Source organism: Amycolatopsis sp. NPDC057786, assembly GCF_042797905.1.
In the GTDB taxonomy this organism is placed as follows: domain Bacteria; phylum Actinomycetota; class Actinomycetes; order Mycobacteriales; family Pseudonocardiaceae; genus Amycolatopsis.
Genome location: NZ_JBHVKW010000097.1, coordinates 1 through 24,890 on the forward strand (window position 1 = coordinate 1; position 24,890 = coordinate 24,890).

A 24,890-nucleotide genomic window follows, 5' to 3' on the forward strand; every position below is an offset into this window, starting at 1 on the left:
GGGCCGAGCCCCCCGGACCCCCCACGGTGCGGTCGGCGGGGGTTGGCGGCCAAGCAGCCAAGCAAAGCGGAGCGTGCGTAGGCGAAGCGGCGACCGGCATAGGGCCTGGCGGCCCTCGCCTGGCGGCAAAGCAAAGCGGAGCGTGCGTAGTGAAGCTGGGGTGTGGGTCGTTTTGACGGTGTGGATCTCGCTGTTTTGTGTTGGGGTCGGCGTGGATCTGCGAGACTTTCGGGGCAGCGGAGCGGCTGAAGCGAATGGTGGGGGGTGCGTTGACGGAAAGTGATGCTGCCGCGCTGGCCAGTGCCCTTGACCGGCACCAGATCGACGCGACCGCCATGGCCAACGCGCTCGTCGAACTCGACCGGCATCCGGGGCACCGGCTCTTCACCGCCAAGCTGTCCTCCGGGATCACCGCCGAGCGGTGGGCCGCGGCCGAGGTCGTGCTCGCGGGCTTGTGGCGGGACTTCGACACCTACCGCGCGGTGCTCGCCGAAGCCGAACAGGTTCGGGGACGGCGTTCCAAACTGGGGCAGCCCGAGGTCGTCGAGCTGCGACGACTGCTCGTCGAGCCGTCCGTCGAGGTATCCCGGCGGGCGGTGCCCCTACCCGAGCGCGGGTTGACCGGGGCGGCCGAGCAGGTCGAGTCGATCACCCTGGCGGCGTTGACGGCTCGGATGAACGACGCGTACCGGCAGGTCAGTGAGCTGGCTCTCCGGTGTGACGAACTGAATTCCGCCACCCTCAAGGCTTTCGCGCCGTTGCTGGAACAGGCACGACGGCTCGCCGACGACGACGCCGCGCTGGGACAGGCGCCCGCCTCGGTGGTGCCGCGGATCCGCGAGATCGAGCAACTCGCGGGCAACGACCCACTCGCGTTGGCCGACCGGCCGCTCGACGACACCTTGGCCCGGCTCACCGCCGAGCTCGCCGAGGAACGCGCGCGGGTCGACCGGCTGCTCGCGCTGCGGGACGGCTGGGAGCAGACGCGGGCCGAACTCGCCGGTTCCGCGCAAGCGCTCGACGAACTGCGGGCGGCCACCGCCGACGACTACGTGGCGGCCGCCGAGCGAGTGGTCGGCGAATTGCCTGCCTTGCCGGTGGACAGGGTGCCGGAACTGCGGGCCGCGCTGGCGCGGCTGGACGATCTGAGCTGGGCCATGCGCGACGCGGGGGCCGCCAGGGTACGGCGTGATCTCGCGGCCGCCGACGCGGAACTGCGTGCGGCGCGGCAGCTCGCCACGGGATTGCTGGAGCGGCGCGAGGAACTGCGCGGACGGTTCGGTGCCTACCAGGCCCGGGCCGTCCGGCTGGGGTTGGCCGAGGACGACGCGGTGATGGCGGTCGCCGAGCGGATCAAGGCGACGTTGTGGCGGCGGCCGTCCGATCTGGCCGCTGCCACCAGGGATCTGGGGAACTTCCGCCGGTTGCTCGTCGAGCCCGGCACGGACAGCGGAGGCGGTTCGGCATGAGCCAGGAGGATCGTTGCACGCAGCCGGGTTGTGACGGCGCGCTTGACGGCGGCTACTGCGATACGTGTGGGATGGCCGCCGCGGTGCCGGTGGCCACGACCGCGCGGGTGTCGGAGGGGGAGTGCACGCAGCCGGGTTGTGACGGCGCGCTTGACGGCGGCTACTGCGATACGTGTGGGATGGCCGCCGTGGTGCCGGTGGCCATGAGCGCGCCCGTGCCGGAGGGGGAGTGCTCGCAGCCGGGTTGTGACGGCGCGCTTGACGGCGGCTACTGCGATACGTGTGGGATGGCCGCCGCGACCTCCGCCAGGTCGGAGGCCGCCACCTCGTCCTCGGTCAGCAAGCTCAACGGCCGCGCGTCGCGCCGGACCTCCGCCACCTCGACCGCCCAGTCCTCGTCGCGGCGTGGCGGTGGTCTCGGCGCGGGGCTCGTCGACGTCCCCGCGGTGCCCAGGGTGGACCCCGTAGCGGCCATCCTCAAGGACCCGCAGGTCGCCGAGAACAAGCGGTACTGCAGCAAATGCGACCAGCCCGTCGGCCGCGGCAAAGACGGGCAACCCGGACGGCTGCGGGGGTTCTGCCCCAGGGACGGCACGCCGTTCAACTTCGTGCCGTCGCTCGCCAAGGGAACGCTCGTCGGCGGCCAGTACCTCGTCCAGGGCTGCCTCGCGCACGGCGGGCTCGGCTGGATCTACCTCGCCACCGACCGCAACGTCAACGACCGGTGGGTCGTGCTCAAGGGACTGCTCGACATCGACGACCCGGCCGCCCGCGCGGCCGCCGAGGCCGAGCGACGGTTCCTCGCCGAGGTGAACCACCCGAACATCGTCATGATCCACAACTTCGTGGAGCATCCCGGCGACGACGGCAAACCCATCGGCTACATCGTGATGGAGTACGTCGGCGGTTCGTCGCTGCGCAAGCTCGTCGAGGACAGCGGCAAGGCCGTCGGCACGCGCCTCGCGCCACTGCCGCTGCCCCAGGTCATCTCCTATGGCCTGGAGATCCTGCCCGCGCTCGGCTACCTGCACAGCCAGGGCCTCGCCTACTGCGACCTCAAACCCGACAACGTGATCCAGTACGAACGACGGCTCAAGCTGATCGACATGGGCGCGGTCGTGCCGTTCGAGAACGCCGACGGCTTCGACTGGTACGGCACGCCCGGCTATCAGGCACCGGACTTCGAGTCCGAGGGACCGTCGCCCGCCGCCGACATCCACACCGTCGGGCGCACGCTCATGGTGATGGCGCTGGGTATCTCGCCGTTGCGGGCAGGCAAGCCGGTGCCACTGCCCGACCCGGCCACCGACAAGCTGCTCTCCGAGCACGAGTCGTTCTACCGGGTGGTGCTCCGCGCCACCGACCCTGATCCGATGCGGCGTTTCGCGTCCGCCGAGGAGATGGCCGATCAGCTGAACGGTGTGCTGCGGGAGGTGCTCGCCGTCGAGGACGGCCAAGCACGCCCCGGCGTGTCCACGTTGTTCGGTCCGTCCCGATCGGTGTTCGGCATCGGCCTGCTGGGCGACGTGGGCGCCCCTGGCCGCCCGGACCCGGTGGCGGTCGCCCGAGCGCTGCCCGTTCCGCTCGTCGACACGACCGACCCGGCGGCAGGCCTGCTCGCCACGGTGTCGTCGGCGGCGCCGGAGGAGATCCTGCGCCTCGCGGCCGGTACCGCTACACCCAGCGTCGAGCTGCGCTTGCGGGTGATTCGCGCGCACCTGGAACTCGGCGACGTCGATTCGGCCCGGGAAGCGTTGCAGCGTTTGCGAACCGACCTGCCCGGTGACTGGCGCGGCGATTGGCTCACCGGGGTGGCGGCCCTGACCGCGGGTGACGCGCGGGCCGCGACCACCGCGTTCGGCACCGTGCTCGCGACGCTGCCCGGCGAGTCCGCCCCGAAACTGGCACTGGCCGCGGCAGCGGAATCCGCCGCCGACGACGATGTGGCGGGCCGCTACTACCTGCAGGTCAACCGGGCGAACCCGGATATCGCGGACGCGGCGTTCGGCCAGGCGCGGGTGGCGTTGCGTGCCGGTCGGCCCGCGGCGGCGCTCGCCGCGCTGGACACGGTCGCACCCACGTCGAGCCAATACGTGACCGCGCAGACCGTCGCCGTGCGGGTGATGATCGGTGGCCAGGTCGACGAGGGCACACTGCGTGCCGCCGCCGATCGGGTCGGCAGGCTCACCCTGGACCAGGCCACTGGGCACGAGGTCCGCGCATCGGTGTTCCAGGCCGCGTTGCCGCTGGTCGCGAAGACCGGCGAGGCTCGCCCGCCGTTGCTCGGCTGCCCCTGGACCGAGCATGGCGTGCGGTCCGCGTTGGAGACCGAGCTGCGAGCGGGCGCTCGGTTGGCCACCGACGAAGACCTCCGGATCGACCTGGTCGATCTGGCCAACTCCGTCCGGCCGGTGTCATGGGTGTGACCGTACGGACCAGTGCGTGCCCGGCGTGCGCCGAACCGGTCGGGCTCGGCGATCGGTTCTGCGAGGCGTGCGGTAGTTCCTTGCTGCGCAAGGGAAGCACCTCCGTCGAGGCCGTCGCGAAGGAGACCGCGCGGAAGTGCCCGGCGTGCGGCACGGTGTGCGGCACCACGACCGAGTACTGCGACGACTGCGGGTTGCGCCTGCCGGATCCGGCCGATCGGACGACCATCGACCTCGGCTCCCTGGCGGGGGTCAGCGACCGGGGTCTGGTGCACAGCCGCAACGAGGACGCGATCGCGCTCGGCCGCCTCCTCGACGGGACCACCGCCGCCGTGGTGTGTGATGGTGTGTCCACTACGAGACGGCCCGAACGCGCCGCGCGAACGGCGTCCGAGGCGGCACTGGCGGTGCTGCTCGGCGCGGAGGCGCCGGCGGAACCGGTCGCCCGCGTCCGCGCGGCGGTGGCCGCCGCCGGTACCGCCGTGGCCACTTTGGACGGTCCGAATCCCTTGCCGGACGGGCCATCCTGCACACTCGTGGCCGCATACGTCGCCGACGGCAAGGTGACCGTCGGGTGGGTCGGTGACACTCGGGCGTACTGGCTCGCCGGTCCGGACAGCCGCTTGCTCACCCACGACCACTCGTGGGCCGCCGAGGTCGTCGCGGAGGGGCTCATGGACGAGGCGGCCGCGTTCGCCGACCGCCGTGCGCACACCATCACCCGTTGGCTCGGCCCGGACATGCTGCCCGACCCCGACGTCGTCTCCGTGCACCAGGACGGTGCAGGAACCCTGCTCGTCTGTTCGGACGGCCTGTGGAACGAGGCACCCGAGGCCGGGCGGATCGGCGAATTCGTGGCGGGTGCGGGGCAAGGGGCGACACCGCTGGCCGTCGCCGAGCGGCTCACCGAGTTCGCGCTGGCCGCCGGCGGCCGGGACAACATCAGCGTCGTAGTCATCCCTTTGGAGGGGGCACAGGTATGAGTGCAGAAGCAGAGTTCGTCGTCGCCGTCGACCAGAACGCCTATCTTTCGGCGGGGGCGACCAGGGTGGACGCGGTCGTGTCGGTGACCGCCACCGGGGACGCCGCCCCCGCGGTGGCCGCCGAGGCGCTGGAGATGCTGATCATCGACACCTCCGGGTCGATGCATGGCGACCGCATCGCCTCGGCGCGCGCGGCCACCGCGGTCGCGATCGAGCAGCTCCGCGACGGTGTGCTGTTCGCCGTGATCTCGGGCGCGACCAGCGCGCGGCAGATCTACCCGAAGCGGGGCGCGGCGCTGGCCGACGCCCAGACCAGGGCCGAAGCGACGACGGCGGTGCGCAAGCTTTCCGCGGGCGGGGGCACCGCGTTCTCCAACTGGCTGGGCCTCGCGCGGCAGATCGCCGAGCAGCATCCCGGTGCGATCCGGCACGCGCTGCTGCTCACCGACGGCCAGAACGGCGACAGCCCCGGTGTGCTGGAGCAGGAGATCGAAGCGTGCACCGGCGTGTTCAGCTGTGACTGCCGCGGTGTCGGTACCGACTGGAAGGTCGCGGAGGTACGCAAGATCGCGTCCGCGTTGCTGGGCACGGTCGACATCGTGGCGAAGCCGGAGAACCTGGCCGCCGACTTCCACGCGATCATGAATTCGGCGATGGGCAAACGGGTCGCGGACGTGTCGTTGCGGCTGTGGACGCCGAAGGGCGCGCAGATCAAGTTCGTCAAGCAGGTCGCGCCGGAGGTCGAGGACCTGACCGCGAAGCGAGTGCAGACCGGGCCGTTGCACGGCGACTACCCGCTCGGCGCTTGGGGCGCGGAGAGCCGCGAGTACCACGTGTGCGTCGAGGTACCCACGCAGGCCGTCGGCGCGGAGATGCTCGCCGGCCGGGCGATGGTGGTCCGCGGTGGTTCCACGGAAACCCTCGCGCAGGGCTTGATCCGGGCCGTGTGGACCGACGACGACGCGTTGTCGGCCAAGGTCAGCAGGAAGGTCGCGCACTACACCGGACAGTCCGAGTACGCGGACGCGGTCGAGCAGGGGCTCGCCGCACGCCGCGACGGCGACGAGCGCACGGCCACCGCGCGCCTCGGCCGCGCGGTGGCGCTGGCCACCGCGGCGGGTGACCGGGACAAGCTCGACATGCTGGAGAAGGTGGTCGACGTGGACGACGCCGCGACCGGCACCGTGCGGTTGAAGGGCAAGGTCTCCGACGAGGCCGAGATGGAGCTGGACATCCGATCGCGGCGGACCAGCCGGGTCCGCGGCGAGGGCTGACCCGTGCCGGTATGCGTGGCCGGGCACGACTCGACGGCCACCGATTACTGCGACGTCTGCGGCCTCGTGCTCGGGGCCGCCACGGCGCCGGCCGCGCCGGAGACGTCGGCACCGGTGGCCGGAGGGCTGACCTGCGCCCGCTGCGAGGTGCCGAGAGAAGGCAGGTTCTGCGAGGAATGCGGGTTCGACAACGACCTGCCCGCGCCGTCCCCGGTCGTGGCACAGACGGTGCGGTCGCGCTGGACGGCCGTGGTGCGGGCGGACCGTGCCTGGTTCGACGAGGTCCGCCGTCGTGAGGGTTCGGAGGCGGCGGAGATGGACTTTCCGCTCTATTGCCCGGAACGGCGGTTCGAGCTGGACCGCGACCAGGTCGCGATCGGCAGGCGAAGCCGTTCGCGCGGGACCAACCCGGAGATCGACCTCGGTGGCCCGCCGCTGGATCCGGGCGTGTCCGCGCAGCACGCCGTGCTGGTGGCCCGGTCCGACGGCGGCTGGGACGTCGTCGACCTCGGTTCGACCAACGGCACGTCGGTCGGTGACACGACCGACGTGATCGAGCGCAACACCCCGGTCGACGTTCCGGCCGGGGTGCCGATCCGGCTCGGTGCGTGGACCGTGATCACCCTGGAGCGAACCTAGGGCGATCAGCACCGGCGATGTCATGTGATCGACCGGACGACACGCGTGGTCCGGCGGACGACACGCGTGGTCCGGCGGACGACACGCGTGACTGGACGGACGACACGACGCGGCCAGGGTTTCACCGCGAGTCGTCCGCCCGATCACGCGTGTCGTCCATCCCGACACGCGTGTCGTCCGTTCAGTCACGCGAAACCGCCATCAGCGCACCGGCGGTACGTACCTAAGACACCCCTTGGCCCTAAGGCCCTGACCGGCTCGGTAGCGGTGACGTGGCCTTCACGGACCGTCGCCCTGGCTGCGGTGGGCGCGTCCTAGTCGCGGTAGCGGGCCGCCGGGATCGGCGGCACCGGGTTCAGCTGGGCGCCCAGCCACTTCCGGGCGCTCGCGGCGAGACTGCCGTTGGCGCGGTCGCGTTCGAGCAGCTTGTTGACGAAGCGCACCAAGTCCTGTTGCTGCGGCGCCATCCCGACGCCGTAGTAGGCGTTGGCCAGCGGTTGCCCGACGACCTTGGTCTGGGGGTCCTGCGCGGCCATCCCGGCGAGGATGCCGTCGTCGCTGGACACCGCGTCGACCTTGCCCTGCTGCAACGCGACCGTGCAGTCGGGGATACCGGCCAGCGTGACCACGTCCAGTTTGTACTGAGGTTTTCGCAGAACGACCTCGGTGGTGGAGCCGATCGACGTGCAGACCTTCTTTCCCGCCAGCTGCTCGACTCCGTCCACACCGGACTTCGCCGGCACCAGCAGTCGCTGGGTCGCGTCGTAGTAGGCGGTGGAGAACTCCACCGAGCGTTGCCGGTCGCAGGTCGCGCTGAACGTGTTGACCACGACGTCGACCTGGCCCTGCTCGATCAGGCGCGTCCGGTCGGCGACGTCGCGTACGACGTACTGGACCTTGTCCGGATCGCCGAGGATCGCCTGGGCGATCATGCGGACGATGTCGATGTCGGCGCCTTCGAGCAGCCCGGTCTGCGAGTTGCGGTAACCGAGCAGGTACTTGCCCTGGTCGACGCCCGCGATCAGGCGACCGCGCTGCTGGATCTTCGCCATGGTCGAGCCGGACGGCATGGCGCCGGGCGACGGCAACGGGCCCGACGGGCGCAGGCTGTCCTTGATGGTGCCGCACTCCGGCCGCTTCGCCGACGGCGCCTTCGTGTCCGAGCCGTCGGTGGACACGGCCACGGATTGGTTGCCGTGCAACGAAGGCACGGCGATGCTGCCCAGCGACAACACCGCCGCGACGGCGAGGACGGCCACCGGCCGCCGGACGTTGATCGTGGGTTTCACCGGGCCGGTCATCGGTACTCCTCCACTCGGCGTGCGATACCGATCGCGAATCCGGCGGCGGCCAGCGCGAACAACACGGCGGGGCCGAACCCGAGCAAGGCACTTGCGTCGCCAGCGGCACCGGTCGCGGCGGACAGCCGGGCCCGCGCGCTGTCGCCCGCGTCGCCGACGGCCTTGTCCAGGGCGGTGAACGCGGCACCCGAACTGCCCGCGCCGGTACTGACGGCGGCCTGTACGGCGTCGGCGTAGCGGCCCTCGTCGTCGGCCTTCCGCAGATTCTTGTGCGCGTCGGCCCAGGTGGCGGCGGCCTCGCGGATGACGCCGACGTCCACACCGTTGGCCCCGGCGACGGCCAGCGGCCCGTCGCCCGCCAGCAACCGGTCGATCCGGCCGGTGAAATCGTCGTCGGACGCGCTGCCGCCACTGCGGGCGACCAGCACGAGGCTTTCGTTGCTGCGCGCCTGCAGGACGAGTGTGCTCGCCTCGTCCAGCGCGGTCGCGGCGTCGCTGGCCTCGTTGGCGTCGGCCAGCGCGTTGCCGGTGGACACCGTGGCCACCGACCACCACAGCAGACCGGCGACGACCGCGACGCAAGCGGCGGCGACGCTGGGGTTCAGCCTGCGGCGGGTCCGCCGGAACTCCTTCCGGGAGAAGTCGAGCGCGATGACCAGCAGCGCCAGCCCGAACACCACCACCGCGATCGGCAGGGCGCTGGCGCGCCGGTAGTCCGCGTTCAGCGCGCTCACCTCGGTATGGCGCAAGGACTGGGCGGCGGGCAGCAGCTGGGTGCGCATCTGAGTGGACGCCTGCGCCAGGTAGGACTGGCCGAGCGGCAGTCCCTGCCGGTTGTACGTGCGCGCCGTCTCGATCAGCCCGGTGTAGGCGGGCAGCCCGGTGATCATGGTGTCCAGCGGTTTCGCGGCCGGATCGTCCGGAGCGATCAGCCGGGACGCCTCCGCGAGCCGCCTGCCGGCGTGGTCGAGGTCGGCGTCGTAGCGGGCGCGGATCGCGGGCGGCTCCTGGCCGGACGAGACGTAGCCGCTGGTGGCCATCGCGTCGGCGTCCGCGAGCGCCTGGTAGATCTCGCCCGCGGCTTGCGCCAACGTCGCGTCGCGGTTTCCCGCGTCGTCGATCGCGCCGACGATGGAGGTGCCGCTGACCAGGCTGAGCACGGCGGTCACCAGGCAGGCGAGCGTCAACACGATGCCGATGCGCCGCAGCCGCGCCGGCGTGCGCGGTCCGGTCCACTGTGCCAGGCGGGACCGTTGTGGTCGGGTCGTACCACCGGCCGACGGCGGCGCGGCGGGAGTCTGGATCGTCATGAATCCCCCTTGCGAGCAGCCGATCTTATCCGGCCGGGGCCGGTCGGAACCCCGAGTTCGGCGCTTCCGATGTCACAATGGTGTCAACGGTTCTCGTCGTGTGCTGGGGATAAGGTGGGGGGATGAGTGACGCGGAGACGTTGTTCGAGCGGATCATCGCGGGCGAGATCCCGTCCGACAAGGTGTACGAGGACGAGACGACGTATGCCTTCCGGGACATAGCGCCGCAGGCCAAGGTGCATGTGCTCGTCGTGCCGAAGAAGCGCTACCGGAACATCGCCGAGCTGGCCGCGGCCGATCCGCGGCTGCTGGCGGACGTCGCCTCGACCGCCAAGAAGGTCGCGGAGATCGAGGGGATCGCCGAGTCCGGTTACCGGGTGGTGTTCAACACCGACGGTGACGCCGGGCAGACCGTCTTCCACGTGCACGCGCACGTGCTCGGCGGCGAGCAGCTGGGGCATTTCGGACGCTGAAGCGCGCGCCCCGCGGAAACCGGACTGCGTGCCGACACCCGCAACCAGTAGCATCGAACTTGTCACTGTCGTTGAAAATCGCAGCGTAAGCGCAGGAAGTAGGCCCGAGGCCACGTGGCCGGAACCGTACCGGGTGAAGCCGCCCGACCCGACGTTCCCGCGGACGTCATCCCGACGAAGACCGACGACGCCGCGATCACCGAGGCGGCCCAGTCCCGATTCCCCATCCCCGACGCCGCCGCGCTCAGCCTGCTCGGATCGAGGGACGAAAACCTCCGCGTCGCCGAGGAACTCCTCTCCGCCGACGTCCACGTCCGAGGCAACGAGGTCACCCTGACCGGCGCCCCCGCCGACGTCGCCTTCGCGGAGCGTGTCTTCGCCGAACTCGTGACGCTCGCCGGCCGCGGCCAGCAGGTCGACCCGGCCACCGTCCGCCGCACCGTCGGCATGCTCTCCACCGGTGACCACGAGTCACCGGCCGAAGTGCTGAGCATGAACATCATCTCCCGGCGCGGCAAGACGATCCGGCCCAAGACGCTCAACCAGAAGCGGTACGTCGACGCCATCGACAAGCACACGATCGTCTTCGGCATCGGCCCCGCCGGTACCGGCAAGACGTATCTCGCCATGGCGAAGGCCGTCCAGGCACTGCAGGCGAAGCAGGTCACGCGCATCGTGCTGACCCGTCCGGCGGTCGAAGCCGGTGAGCGCCTCGGCTACCTGCCGGGCACGCTCAACGAGAAGATCGACCCGTACCTGCGCCCGCTCTACGACGCGCTGCACGACATGGTCGAGCCCGAGTCGATCCCGCGGCTGATGCAGGCGGGCACCATCGAGATCGCGCCGCTGGCGTACATGCGCGGCCGCACGCTCAACGACGCCTTCATCATCCTCGACGAGGCGCAGAACACCACGCCGGAACAGATGAAGATGTTCCTCACCCGGCTCGGGTTCGGCGCCAAGATCGTCGTCACCGGCGACGTCACACAGGTCGACCTCCCCAGCGGCCAGAAGAGCGGCCTGCGGGTGGTCCGCGACATCCTCGAAGGCGTCGAGGACCTGCACTTCGCCCAGCTCACCAGCCAGGACGTGGTGCGGCACAAGCTCGTCGGCGACATCGTCGACGCGTACGAGAAGTGGCAGGCGCTGCAGGACAGCCAGGACAAGAGCAACGGCTGGAAAGGGCAACGGAGATGAGGACCGAGCGCCCGTTGCCCGAATCGACCAAGGCGCGCGCGTTCTCGGCCGAAGGCCCCGCTAATGCGGAGGCAGGCCGAAGGTCTGTCTACGGATTCGCGGTCGCGCGCACTATCGGGGATGAGAAATGAGCATCGAGATCGCCAATGAATCGGGCGTGAACGTCGACGAGGCCTCCATCGTGTCGGCCGCCCGCTTCGCGCTCGACAAGATGGAGGTCAGCCCGCTCGCCGAGCTGTCCATCCTGCTCGTCACCCTCGAGGTGATGGAGGACCTGCACGAGCGGTGGATGGACCTGCCCGGTCCCACCGACGTGATGGCCTTCCCGATGGACGAGCTCGACTCGTCGCGCCGCCCCGACGCGCCGGACGCGTCTCCCGCGCTGCTCGGCGACATCGTGCTGTGCCCGGCGTTCGCGAAGGACCAGGCCAAGACGGCCGGTCACTCGCTGATCGACGAGCTGCACCTGCTCACCACGCACGGCGTGCTGCACCTGCTCGGCTACGACCACGCCGAACCAGCCGAGGAACGCGAGATGTTCGGCCTGCAGAAGCGGATCCTCGGCGAGTTCCAGGCGGCCGTGGCCGCGCTCAACAAGCGTGACGCGCAGCGCTCCGCGGACGACAGGCTCCTCGGGACCGCCGGCCTCGACGCCGTGCCCGCCGACGAACCGCCGGCCTAGGCGGCGCCGAAATGGGTAGTCCCGCGGCACTGCTGATCATCGCCATCGCGCTGATCCTGCTCGCCGGGGTGTTCGCGGCCGCCGACGCGGCGGTCAGCACGGTCTCCAAGGCCCGTGCCGACGGCCTCGTCCGGCTCGGCCGCCCCGGCGCGCGTCAGCTCGCGCTGGTCATCGCCGAACGCCGCCGTCACATCAACCTGATCCTGCTGCTGCGCATGACCTGCGAGCTGACCGCCACCGTGCTGGTCACCGTCGACGTCCTCGGCTGGGTCCGGCCACTGTGGCTCGCCGTCGTGGTCGCCGCCGGCGTGATGGTCGTGGTGAGCTACGTGCTCATCGGCGTCGGGCCGCGCACCCTCGGCCGCCAGCACCCGTACCGGATCGGCCTGGTCGTCGCGGGTCCCGTCCGCGTCCTCGGCTCGATCCTCGGCCCGCTCAGCAGGCTGCTGATCGTCCTCGGTAACGCCATCACCCCTGGTCGAGGCTTCCGCGAAGGCCCGTTCACCTCCGAGGTCGAACTGCGCGAACTGGTCGACCTCGCCCAGGAACGCGGCGTCGTCGAGGAATCCGAGCGCGAGATGATCCACTCGGTGTTCGAGCTCGGTGACACCATCGCGCGCGAGGTCATGGTGCCGCGGACGGAGATCGTCTGGATCGAGCACGACAAGACCGTGCGCCAGGCGCTCGCGCTGGCCCTGCGGACCGGGTTCACCCGGCTGCCGGTGATCGGCGACTCCGTCGACGACGTGGTGGGCGTGGTCAACATCAAGGACCTCATGCCCGCGTACATGGCCGAGGGCGGCTCGCAGCGCCTGGTCGAGGAGCTGATGAACCCGGCGAGCTTCGTGCCGGACTCGAAGCGGCTCGACGACCTGCTCAAGGAGATGCAGGTCTCCCACAACCACATGGCGATCGCCGTCGACGAGTACGGCGGCACCGCCGGCCTGCTCACCATCGAGGACATCCTCGAGGAGATCGTCGGCGAGATCACCGACGAATCCGACACCGACGAACGTCCCGAGGTCGAAGAACTCGAAAACGGCGCGGTCCGCGTCTCGTCCCGGCTCTCGATCGACGACCTGGGCGAACTGTTCGGGATCGACCTCGAAGACCACGACGTGGAGACCGTGGGCGGGCTGCTCGCCGAGCGACTGGGTAGGGTCCCGCTGCCGGGGGCCGAAGCCGAGGTCGCCGGACTTCGGCTGTTCGCCGAAGGCGGTAAGGACCGGCGCGGGCGGATGCGGATCACCACGGTGGTCGTCCACCCCGCCGACGCGGACGCGGTGACCGACGCTGCCCAGGGCAGGCGCCGGACCCGGGTCCCGCAGCCCGATGAAAGTGACAGGAGTGTCGAACATGCCTGAGCTGGACGCCGAAGACCAGAAGCTGGTGACCCTGGCCAGGTCCGCGCGAGCCCGCACCCAGGCCGCCGAGGGCGCCGCGCTCCGCGACACCGACGGCCGCACCTACGCGGCGAGCACGATCGACCAGCCGTCGCTCAAGCTCACCGCGCTGCAGGCCGCCGTCGCCGCCGCCGTTTCGAGTGGGGCCGAAGGAATCGAGGCCGCCGTCGTCGTCAGCGGTGACGCCCTCCTGAACGGCGCCTCGCTCCAGGCGGTGCGGGACATCGCCGAAGACGCCCCGGTCTATCTCGCCGATCCCAGCGGCAAGGTGCTGAGCTGATGGCCGAGCCGCATCGTTCCGGATTCGCCTGTTTCGTCGGGCGGCCCAACGCGGGCAAGTCGACGCTGACCAACGCGCTCGTCGGCAGCAAGGTGGCGATCACCTCCAGCAAACCGCAGACCACCCGCCACGCCATCCGCGGCATCGTCCACCGCGACGACGCGCAGCTGGTGATCATCGACACACCGGGACTGCACCGGCCGAGAACCCTGCTCGGCGAGCGGCTCAACGATATCGTCCACTCGACATGGTCCGAAGTGGACGTTGTCGGGCTTTGCGTGCCCGCCAACGAAAAAGTCGGTCCCGGTGACCGGTTCATCGCCGCCGAACTGAAGAAGATCGCCAAGCGCACCCCGGTGATCGGCGTAGTCACCAAAACGGATCTCGTGAAACCCGAGCAGGTCGCCGAGCAGCTGCTCGCCCTGCAGGAGGTCATGGAGTTCGCCGAGCTGATCCCGGTGTCCGCTGTGGACGGTTTCCAGGTCGGCGCGCTCTCGGACCTGCTGGTGCGGCACCTTCCCGAAGGGCCGCAGCTGTACCCGGGCGGCGAACTCACCGACGAACCGGAGCAGACCCTGGTCGCCGAGCTGATCCGCGAGGCGGCGCTGGAGGGTGTCCGGGACGAGCTCCCGCATTCGATCGCCGTCACCGTCGAGGAAATGCTGCCCCACGAGGGCAGGGACGACATGATCGACGTGCACGCGTTCCTCTATGTGGAACGACCGAGCCAGAAGGGCATCATCCTCGGGCACAAGGGTGAGCGGCTCAAGGACGTCGGCGCCCGCGCCCGGCAGCAGATCGAGGGGCTCCTCGGCTCGAAGGTCTACCTCGACCTGCACATCAAGGTCGCCAAGGAGTGGCAGCGTGACCCCCGTCAGTTGCGACGGCTGGGCTTCTGACTGAACGGAATGTCTCGATTCGGTCGCGGAGACCGGTTGATGATGTGGAACCGGACGGGTGACCTTAGAGTCTCAACCCTTGACTCCGGTGATCGCTGATCGGGCGGCGCGCCCGGGTCGTAGTTCTGCATATCATTCGTGAAGGGAAAGCGGTAAATGACCGACAACCAGGGCCTGCCCAACTACTCCGGCGACCCTCAGGGCGGTGGAGGCTTCAACAACCCCGGCCCGCCGCCCAACAACAACCTGGTGTGGGCGATCCTCACCACGATCCTGTGCTGCCTGCCCTTCGGTATCGTCGCGATCGTCAAGGCGAACCAGGTGAACACCCTCTGGGCGCAGGGCCAGCCCGCCGCGGCTCAGGAAGCGGCCGACGCGGCCAAGAAGTGGTCGATCATCGCGGCGATCGTCGGTGCCGTGATCGCCGTTCTGTACGTCATCCTCGTCGTCGTGCTCGGTGTCTTCGCGACCTCGGTCGACGTGAACACCTACCGCTGATCGAGGCGATCGAGGGGGAGACCTCATGACCGACCAGTACCCGAACTACCCGCCTCCGGGCGGGCCACCGCCGCAGCAGCCGTACTACGGCGGCATGCCGAACTACGGCCCGCCGCCGGACAACAACCTGGTGTGGGCCATTCTCTGCACGGTGTTGTGCTGCTTGCCGCTGGGTATCGTGGCGATCGTGAAGTCGAGCCAGGTGCAGACGTTGTGGTCGCAGGGCTTCCACGCCGAAGCCCAGAAGGCCGCCGACGACGCGAAGAAGTGGGCCATGTGGGGAGCGATCTCCACCGGCGTTCTTTTCCTGCTGTACATCATCTTCATCGTGGTGATGGTCATCATCGGCGCGTCGGCGGGAAGCTTCACGCCGTGACGACGTCCGTCTACACGGGATTCCCGGCGCGCGGGTTCAAGGCGAAGGCCCGCGCGCTGGGGCCACCCCTGGCCATCGCCGCCGGCGCCGGACTCGGCTGCGTCGCGCTCTGGCTGGGCGATCCCACCACTCCGGGCGGGCCGCTTCCGGTCTGTCCCACCAAAACGCTGTTGGGTATCGTCTGCCCTGGCTGCGGTGGCATGCGGATGGTGTACAGCGTGCTGCACGGGAACATCCCCGCCGCGCTGCACTACAACGCGGTGTCCTTTGTGGTCGTTCTGCTGCTCGTCTGGAGCACCGTCGCCTGGGCGGTCGGCAGGCTCCGCGGCCGCGCGGTGAACAGCTGGCTGCACTGGCGCTGGACGCCGCTCGCGTTCGGTGTCGTGTTCGTCGTCTGGTTCGTCATCCGTAACCTGCCCTTCGCCCCGTTCACCTCGCTCTACGTGTGAGTGCCGGGCCGAGGCCCGGATCGTCGGTGGTACCGAGTACGCTCCCGCGCACCGGTCTGGTCGGTGTGTACCCATGCCGTACATTCAGCCCGGGTCGCCGCACAGGCCCCGTGCGCCAGGGGCGAGGAACCAGCGAGGGGATTTCGATGACCACTCCCTACGGCCAGCAGCCGCCGGGACAGCAGCCGCCGCCCGGATCGGGGCCCCCGCCGGGGGAGGGGCAGCAGTCACCGCAGCCGCAGCAGCCGTTCGGACAGCAGCCGTCGGGAGAACAGCCCTCGCCGTTCGGGCAACAGCCCCAGCAGTCGCAGCAGGGTGGCCAGTCTTCGCCCTTTGGCCAGCAGACGCCGGGTGAGCAGCCCTCGCCGTTCGGGCAGCAGCAGCCCGGCCAGTCTTCGCCGTTCGGGCAGCAAGCGCCCGGCGAGCAGCCCTCGCCCTTCGGGCAGCAGCCGCAGCAGTCGCAGCCGTTCGGCGCGCAGCCGCAGTCTCCGTTCGGCCAGCAGCCGGGGCAGTCTTCCCCGTTCGGGCAGCAGGGCCAGCCCTCGCCGTTCGGTCAGGCCGCCCAGTTCGGCCCGCGGACCGACTACGCCCACTGGGGCCTGCGCGCGGGCGCGATGCTCATCGACTTCGGCCCGATCGTCGTGCTCCCGATCATCGGCATGATCATCTCGGCGGTGGGGCCTGAGACGCTCGGCCTGTTCATCGCCGGTCTCGGTTATCTCGCCGGGTTCGCCTGGACCGTCTACAACCGGTGGCTCAAGATGGGCACCACCGGCCAGTCGCTCGGCAAGAAGATCCTGAAGATCAAGCTCGTCCGTGAGAGCGACGGGCAGCCGATCGGCCCGCTGATGGCCTTCGTCCGGGACCTGTGCCATAACCTGGACGGCTGGGTCTGCGGTCTCGGTTACCTCTGGCCGCTGTGGGACGAGAAGAAGCAGACGTTCGCCGACAAGATCCTCAGCACCGTCGTCGTGCCGGGTGAAGCCGCGACCGCGTCGGCGCCGTTCGGCCAGTCGCCAGGATTCCCCGAGCCGCCGCAGCCGGCTTCGCCGTCGTTCCCCGCGCCGCCCTCGCCGTTCGGCCAGCAGCCGCAGCAGCAGTTGAGCGCGCCCCAGCAGCCCCAGCCGCCGCAGCCGTTCGGCCAGCAGCCGTCCCAGCCGTTCGGGCAGCAGCCGCAGGGAACCGCGGCTCCGTCCTCGGAGTCCCAGCCTGGACCGGCCCTGGGCGAGTCCGAGCCGACACAGGTCCTTCGCCCGGGGCAGCAGCCTCAGCAGGCGCCGTCCGGGTTCGACGAAGCCGAGCCGACGCAGAAGATCACCCCGGAGCAGCTGAGGCAGCAGTTGCCCGGAGCGGATGGGCCGAACGGGCCCGGAACACCGCAGCAGTAAGGAACGACCGGCGGGATCCACCCGTCGGGAAGCACGACACAAGTGGGGAACCCGATGACGAACCCGTACGGCCAGCAGCCCGGCCCCGGCCAGCAGCCCTATGGCCAGCAGCCTCAGCCCGGATACGGACCCCCGTCCGGCGCCACGCCCGCGCCGTACGGCCAGCCTTCCGGCGCGAACCCGATGCCGTACGGCCAGCCGGCGCCGTATGGTCAGCCCGCGCCGTACGGTCAGCCCGCGCCCTACGGCGCTCCGGGCGGTATGCCCGGTGGCGGCGACATCAACTCGATCCCGGACTACAAGGGCTGGGCGATCGGCTGCATCTTCCTCTGCTGGATCATCGCGATCTTCGCGATCATGAAGTCCAACGAGGTCAACACGTACAAGATGCAGGGCAACTACGCCGCCGCCATGGACGCGTCGAAGTCGACGAAGACCATGTGCATGATCGCGTCGATCATCGGCGGGGTCGGCTGCCTGTTCTCCATTCTCTGGATCGTCCTGGTCGCCGCGAGCATCTAGCCCGACCCGTAGCCGAAAGAACAACGAGGACCACTTTCATGACCAACCCCTACGGCCAGCAGCAGCCCTACGGACAGCAGCAGCCTGGCTATGGGCCGCCCTCCGGCGGCATGCCCGTTCCCTACGGGCAGCCCGCCCCGTACGGCCAGCCTTCCCCTTACGGCGCTCCGGGCGGTATGCCGGGCGGCGGTGGCGACATCAACGCCATCAAGGACTACAAGGGCTGGGCGATCGGCTGCATCTTCCTCTGCTGGATCATCGCGATCTTCGCGATCATGAAGTCCAACGAGGTCAACACGTACAAGATGCAGGGCAACTACGCCGCCGCCGCGGACGCGTCGAGGTCCACGAGGACCATGTGCATGATCGCGTCGATCATCGGCGGCATCGGCTGCGTGTTCGGCATCGTGATGATCATCATCTCGATCGTCGCGGCCGCGTCCGTGCCGAGCTGTTACGGCCGCTACTGCTGATTCCGGGGCGCACCACCCCGATGTCGGTCCCGGGTGGGACGATGTCGGGGTGGTGAACCTCTATCGCGACACCGGAGTGGTGTTGCGGACGCACAAGCTGGGTGAGGCCGACCGGATCGTCACCCTCCTCACGCGGCGGCACGGCAAGGTCCGTGCGGTCGCGAAAGGCGTGCGTCGGACGTCATCGCGTTTCGGGGCCCGGCTGGAGCCGTTCGGGCACGTCGACGTCCAGTTCTACACCGGCCGCACCCTCGACGTGATCACCCAGGTCGAGACGGTCGACGCCTTCGCGCTGCCACTGGTGGCCGATTACCAGCGCTACACCGCCGCGAGCGCCATCGCCGAGACGGCGGACCGGCTGTCCGCCGAAGAAGGCGAGCCGGTGCTCAAGCTGTACATGCTCGTCGTCGGCGCCCTTCGCGCGCTGGCGGGCGGGGAACGGGACAGTTCCCTCATCCTCGACGCGTTCTTCCTGCGGGCCATGGCCTACGCCGGCTGGGCGCCCGCGATCACCGAATGCGCCCGCTGCGGCCTGCCGGGGCCGCACAAGGCGTTCAGCGTGTCCGCCGGCGGCTCGATGTGCCCGGACTGCCGGGTCCCCGGCTGTGTCCACCCCTCCCCGGAGGTGCTGACCCTGCTCGCGGCGCTCCTGCACGGCGAGTGGCCGGTGGCCGAGGCGTCGCAGCCGGTGCCGCGGCGGGACGCGTCCGGCCTGGTCGCGGCCCATCTGCAGTGGCATCTGGAGCGCCAGCTGCGGTCGCTGCCGCTGGTGGAGAGGCGTGCGCGGGAGACCAGCACGCAGGCGCAGTAGGGTCGCAGGCACAGGTTCGCTCGATCAGGAGGCTCGAAGGTGCTGCGCAGGGGACGCGAGAACAAGGCGTCACAATTCGAACTTCGCGCGCCGGAGCCGCATCCGTCCGGTGCCCGGCCGCCGGAGATCCCCCAGGAACTCCTCCCGAAGCATGTGGCGCTGGTGATGGACGGCAACGGCCGCTGGGCCAACCAGCGGGGACTGCCGAGGATCGAAGGCCACAAACGCGGCGAAGCGGTGATGATCGACGTCGCCAGCGGTGCCGTGGAACTGGGCGTCAAATGGCTGTCGGTGTACGCGTTCTCCACCGAGAACTGGAAGCGGAGCCCGGAGGAGGTCCGCTTCCTGATGGGCTTCAACCGCGACACCATCCGCCGCCAGGTCGACTACCTCGGTTCGATCGGCGTCCGCATCCGCTGGGCGGGCCGCCGCCCGAAGCTGTGGGCGAGCGTCATCAAGGAACTGCAGGTCGCCGAGGAGAAGACGAAGCACAACACGGCGCTGAACATGACCATGTGCGTCAACTACGGCGGCCGTGCCGAGCTGGGTGACGCCATGCGGCGGATCGCGCAGGACGTCGCCGACGGGAAGCTGAACCCGGACAAGGTCACCGAGAAGACCATCGGGAAGTACCTGTACCAGCCCGACATGCCGGACGTGGACCTGTTCCTGCGGCCGTCGGGGGAGCAGCGCACGTCGAACTTCCTGCTCTGGCAGTCGGCCTACGCCGAGATGGTCTACCAGGACACGCTCTTCCCGGACTTCGACCGCACTCACCTGTGGCGGGCCTGCCTCGAGTTCGCGAAACGGGACCGCCGCTTCGGCGGGGCCGTCGACAAAGCTTCCGAAGGGAAGGCATGACCACCGAAGCAGCCGACACGGCGGCGTTGCTGACGTCGGCACGGGAAGCCCTCGAGCGCTATCTCGAAGTCCACGTCGACGACGACGGCGCGCTGACCTTCTCGCACGCGGACGTCCCGTGCGTCATCCAGGCGACCCGGCTGGCCGAAGGGCTGACCGTGCTGAGCCTGACCTGCGTCGTCGCCTGGGATCTGCCGGACGACCCGGCGATCGCGGCCTCGGCGGCGGAACGCGCCGGACAGGGCCTGTTCGGGACGCTCGGCGTCGTGCGCTCGGAGAAGGGCATCGACATCACGCTGAGGTACGCGTTCCCGGCGGAGGGCATGGACCCCTCGCCGCTCGGAACGCTGCTCATGCTGGTCGTCTCGACGGCGTCGCAGCTGCGTTCGGACCTGCTGGGGACCGCTCCCGGGGAGTGAACTCCGGAACGCTGGGTCACCTGGCATCATCGCGCGCATGGAAACCATTTCCAGGAGCGCCCCGGAGCGGAAGCCCGCCCGGCGGTTCAAGATCACCTCGATCGAGGTGCTCTGCGCGATCCTGCTGATCGCGATCCTCGGGCAGAGCTGGCTCCAGCAGGTGTTCGACGTGCCCGCGCTGCGGACCGGTTCGACGGTGTTCGTCGCGGTCTGCGTGCAGGCGTTGCCGTTCCTGGTGCTCGGGGTGCTGATCAGCGGGGCGATCGCGGCGTTCGTGCCCGCGCGGGTGCTGGAGAAGGTCCTCCCTCGCCGGGCCGGCGCGGCGGTCGGTGTCGCTGGGCTCGCCGGGGTCGCCCTGCCGGGCTGTGAATGCGCGTCGGTGCCGGTCGCGCGGCGGCTGATCGGCCAGGGGGTCGCGCCCGCGGCCGCGCTGACGTTCCTGCTGGCCGCGCCCGCGGTGAACCCGGTGGTGCTGGTGGCCACCGCGGTGGCGTTCCCCGGGAATCCGGAGATGGTGTTCGCCCGGTTCGCCGGTTCGCTCGCCACGGCGATGGTGATGGGCTGGCTGTGGGCGAAGTGGGGCAAGCTCGACTGGATCGCGGAGCGCGCTCTGCGGCGTCTTCCCGAGGTCCAGCACGGTTCGCGCTGGAAGACCTTCGCCGAGACCGCGCGGGCGGACCTGGTCGAGGCGGGCGGGTTCCTCGTGCTCGGCGCGATGATCGCCGCCGCGATGAACGTCCTGGTGCCCGCCAAGTGGTTCGGCGTGCTGGGGGAGCAGATCGTGCTCGGCGTGCTGGTGATGGCCGTGCTCGCCGTCGTGCTGGCGCTGTGCAGTGAGGCCGACGCCTTCGTCGCCGCGTCGCTGACCGCGATGCCGCTGCTGCCGAAACTGGTGTTCCTGGTGGTCGGGCCCGCGATCGACGTGAAGCTGTTCGCGCTGCAGACCGGTACCTTCGGCAAGTCGTTCGCGCTGCGGTTCGCGCCCGTGACGTTCGTGGTCGCGCTCAGCTGCGCGGTCGTCTCGGGCACGCTGATCCTCGGAGGTGGCGTGTGAAACGCGAGACCCAGAACATCCTGCTGATCCTGCTCGGCGGGGCGCTGCTCAAGATCACGATCAACGGCGACTATCTGCGCTACGTCAAACCCGCGCAGCAGCCGTGGATCATCGCCGGCGGCGCGGTGATGGTCGCGCTGGGCGCGATCGCGATCGTCCGTGACCTGCTGGCGGCGCGGGCCGCGGCCGTCGCGTCCGGGGACGTCCACGCGCACGACCACAACACCCGGTCGGCCTGGCTGCTGATGGTGCCGGTGCTGGCCGTGTTCCTGGTCGCGCCACCCGCGCTCGGCGCCGATTCGGTGACCCGGACCGAGGCCAGGGCCCCGCAAAGCGCTTCGGCGAGCAACGCGGCCGCCTTCCCGCCGCTGCCCGCCGGGGACGTGGTCCCGTTGGAGGTCAACGAGTTCGTCAGCCGGGCGGGCTGGGATTCCAGTGGCTCGCTGAACGGGCGGACGGTGCGGCTGTCCGGGTTCGTGGTGCACAACGAGGGCAACACGATGCTGGCCAGGATGGTGATCGGCTGCTGTGCCGCCGATGCCTTCCCGATCACCGTGCGGATGGTGGGCGAGGGCGTGTCGGGGTTCGCGAACGACACCTGGCTGGAGATCACCGGGACGGTCGTGCCGGGGACCGCGGTGCGGGAGAACAGCTACATGCCGGACTTGACGCTCACCTCGGTGCGGCAGGTGCCGGCGCCGAAGGACCCTTACGAGTACTGAGCGCGTGCTATGAAAGGTCCTTTCCTTGCAAAATTTGCAAGGAAAGGACCTTTCATAGCACTGGGCGTCAGTGGTTGGAGCAGGTCCCGACGATCTCCACGGTGTGGCTGATGTCGGAGAAGCCGTGCTCCGAGGCGATCTTCTCGGCCCACCGCTCCACCGCCGGTCCCTCGACCTCGACGGTGCTGCCGCAGATCCGGCACACCAGGTGATGGTGGTGGTGCGACGAGCAACGCCGGTAGATGGCCTCGCCGGTGTCGGTGCGCAGGACGTCGATCTCGCCCGCCTCCGAGAGCGACTGCAGCGTCCGGTAGACCGTGGTGAGCCCGATCCCGTCGCCGCGTTTGCGCAGCTCGTCGTGCAGTTCCTGGGCGGAACGGAAGTCGTCGATCTCCTTGAGCAGCTCGACCACGGCGGCGCGCTGTTTCGTCGACCGGCGTCCCGGCACCGGCGCGGAACTGTTGGCCGTCGTCGGACTCATGCTCACTTCCCCTCCTGAACGTGGGCTACGGCGTCCACCACGATATGCGCAAGGTGATCGTCGACCAGCCGGTACACCACCTCACGGCCGCGTCGCTCACCCTGTACGACACCCGCGGTCTTCAGCACCCGCAGGTGCTGGCTGATCAGCGGCTGCGCGACATCGAGCGTGTCCACCAGTTCGTGGACGCACCGGTCCGCGTTACGCAGTTGCAGCACGATGGCGATCCGCACGGGTGCGGCGAGCGCCCGGAGCAGGTCGCCCGCGTCCGCGAGAACGGCGGGTGAGGCCGAAACGGCGGGTTCGGCGGGGGGACGGGCCGACGAATGCGGTCCGGGGTCTTCCGAGAGGCCCGGGGCGGCCGAGTCCGGGGTCACCGTAGCCATCGCCGCCTCCATGTTCATGATTTCCGAAGTCATTGCCAGTAACAGTCCAGCCCATCTTAGTGTTCCCGCCCCCGGTGGTCTGTTCGCCGAGCGGGCGACCACTCGGCGGCGGCGTTACTGCTCCATTCGGGTGACTTCGCGAAGAAATGACCATTCCGCTTCGCATGTCGTCGCCAACGGTGCAAGGTTGTCGCGGAGCGTTTTCGTCGCTTCTCGCTGACGGCCGCGCTCTGAGAGCCCGAGAGGCAGTGGGGAGACATGACTCGTTTCGTGACGAAGCTGGCCGCCGCGACGGCGGCCATCGCTTTGACGTCGGTTCCGGGGCTCGCCTCGGCGCAGACGACGCAGGCCGTCGATGAGAAGACCGGTCCCGTGTCGTTCGCGAACGTGGCGTCGGTGCGCATCGGGAACCCGGGATCACTGATCACCGAGACCCAGCGTTCGCCGTTGACCCCCGGTCAGTCGAAACTCTCCCCGGACCGCACCGTCGTCCCGCGTGACGCCGGTGAGCGGACCACGCTCGGTGACAAATGGACGATCAACCTGGGCCGCTACGGCGAGCAGAGCCCCTTTCCGGCCGGGATCGCGAGCCGCGACCACAACGTGATCGCCGCGCTGCAGCAGACCACGGTCCCGACGGCGGTCGCGGAGAGCAACTTCGCCCTCATCGACAACGGGCGCGGCGGCGCGAAGCCTCTCGACAACACCGTGCTGGTGCTCGAAAGCGCGAAGAGCTCCGTCGACTGCTCATCGCCGAGCAAGGCGACGTCGTCGACGAGCGTGGGCAAGATCTGGGTGCGGGACGAGAACGGTGACCTGAAGCCGTCCGGCGCTTCGGGTATCGACGTCAAGGGACTCAAGCTCGGCCCGCCGTCGACCGGCGAGATCGACAAGACGGCCAGCAAGGACAAGACCACCTCCGACCTGACCGTGTCGCGGGTGACCGCCTTCGACCAGCTCATCCGGCAGGACGGCTGGCGCGCCGGTGACGTGACCAAGGCGGCGGGCTGGAAGGTGGACGTCGTCACGCACGTGCGCGACGAGGCGGGCAAGGATCTTCGCGAGGCCCGTACGACGATCGTGCTCGGCGGCGTGAGCTGCGGTATCCCGAGGAACTTCGTGGCGAAGCCCGCCGGCGGTACGGGACCGGGCGCGGCGCCCGCGCAGCCCGCGGTGCCGGGGACGGTGCCCGCGGGCGGTATCCCGCCGCAGACCGAGGACTCGACGCGGACCGTGGTCGGGCTCGGGCTGCTGGGCGGCGGCATCGTGATCGGCGCCGCGGCCTTGTTGCTGCTCCGCCGTCGCAAGCCCGTGCCGGTGCGGGAGAAGTAGCGGCCCCGTGCGGTCCTGGCTGGCGGGACTGTCCGCCGTCGTCACCGCGCTCGCCATCTCAGCGGGCGTCGTCGTGCTGACCTGGATCCCGCCGGAACCGGCGGCGGTCCTGGTCTCGGAACCCGCGGTCATGCCGGGTGAGGACGGCGCTCCCTTGGCGCTCCCTGCCGACAGTTCGACACGGGGGCAGCGGCCCGGCACGATCCGCCTGCCCGAAGGCGGATCGGCGAGACTCGTCCGCTCCGAGGTCACCTCCCAGGGTGTCCTCCCGATCCCACGCGGTCTCGGTGACGCGGCGTGGTGGGGTGCGCGGCTCGGCGCCGAAGCGGGTACGTCGCTGATCTCCGGGCACGTCAACTGGGGCGGCGTCAAGGGGCCGTTCGACGAGCTCTGGCGGATGCACGACGGCCAGGAGGTGGCCGTCAGCGACGCCGCGGGCGGCATCTGGGTCTATCGCGTGCGCGAGGTCGTCACCGTGCACAAGAACGACCTGCCCGCGCGGGCGGCGAAGCTGTTCGCGCAGAGCGGGCCGCACCGGCTGGTGCTGGTCACCTGCGGCGGCGACTACCTCGGGGGGACGGACGGCTACCGGGACAACCGGGTCATCGTCGCGACCCCCGTTTCCGGGCCGCCCGCCTGACTTCCCGCATTTAGTCCTCTGAATGCGGTCCTTGCGTGTGCAACTACCGCATTCAGAGGACTAAACGCGGGAAATCGGTGCAACCTCTCTCGGCTCGCGTCGCGTGTCTAGCCACACCGGCCGCTCCGGCGGCTTGACGCGA

Annotated in this window: 29 protein-coding genes; 24 read left to right on the forward strand and 5 right to left on the reverse strand. The window is 69.9% G+C overall.

Features of this window, described 5'->3' with window-relative positions:
* Nucleotides 1-269 precede the first annotated feature (269 nt).
* The 5 genes from ACFVM3_RS33785 to ACFVM3_RS33805 are packed head-to-tail and all read left to right on the forward strand — an operon-like array spanning nucleotide 270 to nucleotide 6,791.
* Nucleotides 270-1,469, forward strand: coding sequence for a hypothetical protein (locus ACFVM3_RS33785; protein WP_378443971.1), 1,200 nt, complete (start codon nucleotides 270-272; stop codon nucleotides 1,467-1,469).
* Entirely contained in the window at nucleotides 1,466-3,895 is a 2,430-nt protein-coding gene (locus ACFVM3_RS33790) for a tetratricopeptide repeat protein (protein ID WP_378443972.1), read from the forward strand. Before ACFVM3_RS33785 ends, ACFVM3_RS33790 begins: the two co-directional genes overlap by 4 nt.
* Complete coding sequence (locus ACFVM3_RS33795; protein WP_378443973.1) at nucleotides 3,892-4,878, forward strand: PP2C family serine/threonine-protein phosphatase; 987 nt, start codon at nucleotides 3,892-3,894, stop codon at nucleotides 4,876-4,878. Before ACFVM3_RS33790 ends, ACFVM3_RS33795 begins: the two co-directional genes overlap by 4 nt.
* A complete protein-coding gene (locus tag ACFVM3_RS33800; RefSeq protein WP_378443974.1) occupies nucleotides 4,875-6,152 on the forward strand; it encodes a VWA domain-containing protein in 1,278 nt (425 codons plus the stop codon). Before ACFVM3_RS33795 ends, ACFVM3_RS33800 begins: the two co-directional genes overlap by 4 nt.
* A 3-nt stretch (nucleotides 6,153-6,155) precedes the next feature.
* Nucleotides 6,156-6,791 (forward strand): FHA domain-containing protein, encoded by a 636-nt coding sequence (locus ACFVM3_RS33805; RefSeq protein ID WP_378443975.1) that lies wholly within the window; start codon nucleotides 6,156-6,158, stop codon nucleotides 6,789-6,791.
* A gap of 314 nt (nucleotides 6,792-7,105) precedes the next feature.
* On the opposite strand, the gene ACFVM3_RS33810 is transcribed toward ACFVM3_RS33805, so the two are convergent.
* Nucleotides 7,106-8,092, reverse strand: coding sequence for a transporter substrate-binding domain-containing protein (locus tag ACFVM3_RS33810; protein ID WP_378443976.1), 987 nt, complete (start codon nucleotides 8,090-8,092; stop codon nucleotides 7,106-7,108).
* Nucleotides 8,089-9,402, reverse strand: a complete 1,314-nt coding sequence (locus ACFVM3_RS33815; protein WP_378443977.1) for a hypothetical protein — start codon at nucleotides 9,400-9,402, stop codon at nucleotides 8,089-8,091. Before ACFVM3_RS33815 ends, ACFVM3_RS33810 begins: the two co-directional genes overlap by 4 nt.
* Before the next feature lie 122 nt (nucleotides 9,403-9,524).
* Between ACFVM3_RS33815 and ACFVM3_RS33820 the strand changes: the two genes are divergently transcribed.
* The 9 genes from ACFVM3_RS33820 (at nucleotide 9,525) to ACFVM3_RS33860 (ending at nucleotide 15,659) form a co-directional block, all read left to right on the forward strand.
* Nucleotides 9,525-9,875, forward strand: a complete 351-nt coding sequence (locus ACFVM3_RS33820; protein ID WP_378443978.1) for a histidine triad nucleotide-binding protein — start codon at nucleotides 9,525-9,527, stop codon at nucleotides 9,873-9,875.
* Nucleotides 9,876-9,989: 114 nt separating this feature from the next.
* Nucleotides 9,990-11,072 (forward strand): PhoH family protein, encoded by a 1,083-nt coding sequence (locus ACFVM3_RS33825; protein WP_378443979.1) that lies wholly within the window; start codon nucleotides 9,990-9,992, stop codon nucleotides 11,070-11,072.
* Between the two features lie 127 nt (nucleotides 11,073-11,199).
* Nucleotides 11,200-11,754 (forward strand): rRNA maturation RNase YbeY, encoded by a 555-nt coding sequence (gene ybeY, locus ACFVM3_RS33830; RefSeq protein WP_034316398.1) that lies wholly within the window; start codon nucleotides 11,200-11,202, stop codon nucleotides 11,752-11,754.
* A gap of 11 nt (nucleotides 11,755-11,765) precedes the next feature.
* Nucleotides 11,766-13,118, forward strand: a complete 1,353-nt coding sequence (locus ACFVM3_RS33835; protein WP_378443980.1) for a hemolysin family protein — start codon at nucleotides 11,766-11,768, stop codon at nucleotides 13,116-13,118.
* Nucleotides 13,111-13,437, forward strand: a complete 327-nt coding sequence (locus ACFVM3_RS33840) for a cytidine deaminase (RefSeq protein WP_378443981.1) — start codon at nucleotides 13,111-13,113, stop codon at nucleotides 13,435-13,437. Before ACFVM3_RS33835 ends, ACFVM3_RS33840 begins: the two co-directional genes overlap by 8 nt.
* On the forward strand, nucleotides 13,437-14,336 hold the full coding sequence (gene era, locus ACFVM3_RS33845; RefSeq protein ID WP_016332464.1) for a GTPase Era: 900 nt from the start codon (nucleotides 13,437-13,439) through the stop codon (nucleotides 14,334-14,336). The genes ACFVM3_RS33840 and era overlap by 1 nt, the downstream gene beginning before the upstream one ends.
* Nucleotides 14,337-14,492: 156 nt before the next feature.
* Nucleotides 14,493-14,834, forward strand: coding sequence for a CD225/dispanin family protein (locus ACFVM3_RS33850; protein WP_126729489.1), 342 nt, complete (start codon nucleotides 14,493-14,495; stop codon nucleotides 14,832-14,834).
* Nucleotides 14,835-14,859: 25 nt separating this feature from the next.
* A complete protein-coding gene (locus ACFVM3_RS33855) occupies nucleotides 14,860-15,210 on the forward strand; it encodes a CD225/dispanin family protein (protein WP_378443982.1) in 351 nt (116 codons plus the stop codon).
* Nucleotides 15,207-15,659: a DUF2752 domain-containing protein gene (locus tag ACFVM3_RS33860; RefSeq protein ID WP_378443983.1), complete on the forward strand. Its 453-nt coding sequence runs from the start codon at nucleotides 15,207-15,209 to the stop codon at nucleotides 15,657-15,659. Before ACFVM3_RS33855 ends, ACFVM3_RS33860 begins: the two co-directional genes overlap by 4 nt.
* Nucleotides 15,660-15,886: 227 nt before the next feature.
* Here ACFVM3_RS33860 and ACFVM3_RS33865 read toward each other — a convergent pair whose 3' ends face one another.
* Complete coding sequence (locus tag ACFVM3_RS33865; RefSeq protein ID WP_378443984.1) at nucleotides 15,887-16,252, reverse strand: hypothetical protein; 366 nt, start codon at nucleotides 16,250-16,252, stop codon at nucleotides 15,887-15,889.
* A gap of 21 nt (nucleotides 16,253-16,273) precedes the next feature.
* On the opposite strand from ACFVM3_RS33865, the gene ACFVM3_RS33870 reads away from it, so the two are divergent.
* From ACFVM3_RS33870 to ACFVM3_RS33905, 8 genes are read left to right on the forward strand one after another with little or no spacing between them, the layout of a single operon-like run.
* Entirely contained in the window at nucleotides 16,274-17,047 is a 774-nt protein-coding gene (locus tag ACFVM3_RS33870; RefSeq protein ID WP_378443985.1) for an RDD family protein, read from the forward strand.
* Nucleotides 17,048-17,101: 54 nt separating this feature from the next.
* Entirely contained in the window at nucleotides 17,102-17,569 is a 468-nt protein-coding gene (locus ACFVM3_RS33875) for a CD225/dispanin family protein (protein WP_091599740.1), read from the forward strand.
* Nucleotides 17,570-17,607: 38 nt separating this feature from the next.
* Nucleotides 17,608-18,042 carry a CD225/dispanin family protein gene (locus ACFVM3_RS33880; protein ID WP_378443986.1) on the forward strand — a complete coding sequence of 145 codons (435 nt, stop codon included), beginning with the start codon at nucleotides 17,608-17,610 and terminating at the stop codon, nucleotides 18,040-18,042.
* A 49-nt stretch (nucleotides 18,043-18,091) separates the two neighbouring features.
* Nucleotides 18,092-18,853 (forward strand): DNA repair protein RecO, encoded by a 762-nt coding sequence (recO, locus tag ACFVM3_RS33885; protein ID WP_378443987.1) that lies wholly within the window; start codon nucleotides 18,092-18,094, stop codon nucleotides 18,851-18,853.
* 39 nt (nucleotides 18,854-18,892) lie between these two features.
* A complete protein-coding gene (locus ACFVM3_RS33890; RefSeq protein ID WP_378443988.1) occupies nucleotides 18,893-19,714 on the forward strand; it encodes an isoprenyl transferase in 822 nt (273 codons plus the stop codon).
* Nucleotides 19,711-20,133, forward strand: a complete 423-nt coding sequence (locus tag ACFVM3_RS33895) for a hypothetical protein (RefSeq protein WP_005158775.1) — start codon at nucleotides 19,711-19,713, stop codon at nucleotides 20,131-20,133. The genes ACFVM3_RS33890 and ACFVM3_RS33895 overlap by 4 nt, the downstream gene beginning before the upstream one ends.
* A 37-nt stretch (nucleotides 20,134-20,170) precedes the next feature.
* Complete coding sequence (locus tag ACFVM3_RS33900) at nucleotides 20,171-21,187, forward strand: permease (protein WP_219153585.1); 1,017 nt, start codon at nucleotides 20,171-20,173, stop codon at nucleotides 21,185-21,187.
* A complete protein-coding gene (locus ACFVM3_RS33905) occupies nucleotides 21,184-21,909 on the forward strand; it encodes a TIGR03943 family putative permease subunit (RefSeq protein ID WP_378443989.1) in 726 nt (241 codons plus the stop codon). The genes ACFVM3_RS33900 and ACFVM3_RS33905 overlap by 4 nt, the downstream gene beginning before the upstream one ends.
* A 67-nt stretch (nucleotides 21,910-21,976) precedes the next feature.
* Here the strand turns inward: ACFVM3_RS33905 and ACFVM3_RS33910 are convergent, their stop codons facing one another.
* Both ACFVM3_RS33910 and ACFVM3_RS33915 read right to left on the reverse strand, forming a co-directional pair.
* On the reverse strand, nucleotides 21,977-22,390 hold the full coding sequence (locus ACFVM3_RS33910) for a Fur family transcriptional regulator (RefSeq protein ID WP_034316411.1): 414 nt from the start codon (nucleotides 22,388-22,390) through the stop codon (nucleotides 21,977-21,979).
* 2 nt (nucleotides 22,391-22,392) lie between these two features.
* Entirely contained in the window at nucleotides 22,393-22,776 is a 384-nt protein-coding gene (locus ACFVM3_RS33915; protein ID WP_340685420.1) for a metalloregulator ArsR/SmtB family transcription factor, read from the reverse strand.
* A gap of 258 nt (nucleotides 22,777-23,034) precedes the next feature.
* Between ACFVM3_RS33915 and ACFVM3_RS33920 the strand changes: the two genes are divergently transcribed.
* Entirely contained in the window at nucleotides 23,035-24,108 is a 1,074-nt protein-coding gene (locus tag ACFVM3_RS33920; protein ID WP_378443990.1) for a hypothetical protein, read from the forward strand.
* A gap of 7 nt (nucleotides 24,109-24,115) precedes the next feature.
* Nucleotides 24,116-24,748 carry a class F sortase gene (locus tag ACFVM3_RS33925; RefSeq protein WP_378443991.1) on the forward strand — a complete coding sequence of 211 codons (633 nt, stop codon included), beginning with the start codon at nucleotides 24,116-24,118 and terminating at the stop codon, nucleotides 24,746-24,748.
* Nucleotides 24,749-24,890 lie beyond the last annotated feature (142 nt).

What these genes read in the sequence shown, in the direction of transcription:
- ACFVM3_RS33790 (WP_378443972.1), top strand. Translation starts at nt 1,466, where the DNA reads ATGAGCCAGGAGGATCGTTGCACGCAGCCGGGTTGTGACGGCGCGCTT.
- ACFVM3_RS33800 (WP_378443974.1), top strand. Translation starts at nt 4,875, where the DNA reads ATGAGTGCAGAAGCAGAGTTCGTCGTCGCCGTCGACCAGAACGCCTAT.
- ACFVM3_RS33810 (WP_378443976.1), bottom strand. Translation starts at nt 8,092, where the DNA reads ATGACCGGCCCGGTGAAACCCACGATCAACGTCCGGCGGCCGGTGGCC.
- ACFVM3_RS33815 (WP_378443977.1), bottom strand. Translation starts at nt 9,402, where the DNA reads ATGACGATCCAGACTCCCGCCGCGCCGCCGTCGGCCGGTGGTACGACC.
- ACFVM3_RS33820 (WP_378443978.1), top strand. Translation starts at nt 9,525, where the DNA reads ATGAGTGACGCGGAGACGTTGTTCGAGCGGATCATCGCGGGCGAGATC.
- ybeY (WP_034316398.1), top strand. Translation starts at nt 11,200, where the DNA reads ATGAGCATCGAGATCGCCAATGAATCGGGCGTGAACGTCGACGAGGCC.
- ACFVM3_RS33835 (WP_378443980.1), top strand. Translation starts at nt 11,766, where the DNA reads ATGGGTAGTCCCGCGGCACTGCTGATCATCGCCATCGCGCTGATCCTG.
- ACFVM3_RS33840 (WP_378443981.1), top strand. Translation starts at nt 13,111, where the DNA reads ATGCCTGAGCTGGACGCCGAAGACCAGAAGCTGGTGACCCTGGCCAGG.
- era (WP_016332464.1), top strand. Translation starts at nt 13,437, where the DNA reads ATGGCCGAGCCGCATCGTTCCGGATTCGCCTGTTTCGTCGGGCGGCCC.
- ACFVM3_RS33850 (WP_126729489.1), top strand. Translation starts at nt 14,493, where the DNA reads ATGACCGACAACCAGGGCCTGCCCAACTACTCCGGCGACCCTCAGGGC.
- ACFVM3_RS33855 (WP_378443982.1), top strand. Translation starts at nt 14,860, where the DNA reads ATGACCGACCAGTACCCGAACTACCCGCCTCCGGGCGGGCCACCGCCG.
- ACFVM3_RS33870 (WP_378443985.1), top strand. Translation starts at nt 16,274, where the DNA reads ATGCTCATCGACTTCGGCCCGATCGTCGTGCTCCCGATCATCGGCATG.
- ACFVM3_RS33875 (WP_091599740.1), top strand. Translation starts at nt 17,102, where the DNA reads ATGACGAACCCGTACGGCCAGCAGCCCGGCCCCGGCCAGCAGCCCTAT.
- ACFVM3_RS33880 (WP_378443986.1), top strand. Translation starts at nt 17,608, where the DNA reads ATGACCAACCCCTACGGCCAGCAGCAGCCCTACGGACAGCAGCAGCCT.
- ACFVM3_RS33895 (WP_005158775.1), top strand. Translation starts at nt 19,711, where the DNA reads ATGACCACCGAAGCAGCCGACACGGCGGCGTTGCTGACGTCGGCACGG.
- ACFVM3_RS33900 (WP_219153585.1), top strand. Translation starts at nt 20,171, where the DNA reads ATGGAAACCATTTCCAGGAGCGCCCCGGAGCGGAAGCCCGCCCGGCGG.
- ACFVM3_RS33910 (WP_034316411.1), bottom strand. Translation starts at nt 22,390, where the DNA reads ATGAGTCCGACGACGGCCAACAGTTCCGCGCCGGTGCCGGGACGCCGG.
- ACFVM3_RS33915 (WP_340685420.1), bottom strand. Translation starts at nt 22,776, where the DNA reads ATGGCTACGGTGACCCCGGACTCGGCCGCCCCGGGCCTCTCGGAAGAC.
- ACFVM3_RS33920 (WP_378443990.1), top strand. Translation starts at nt 23,035, where the DNA reads ATGACTCGTTTCGTGACGAAGCTGGCCGCCGCGACGGCGGCCATCGCT.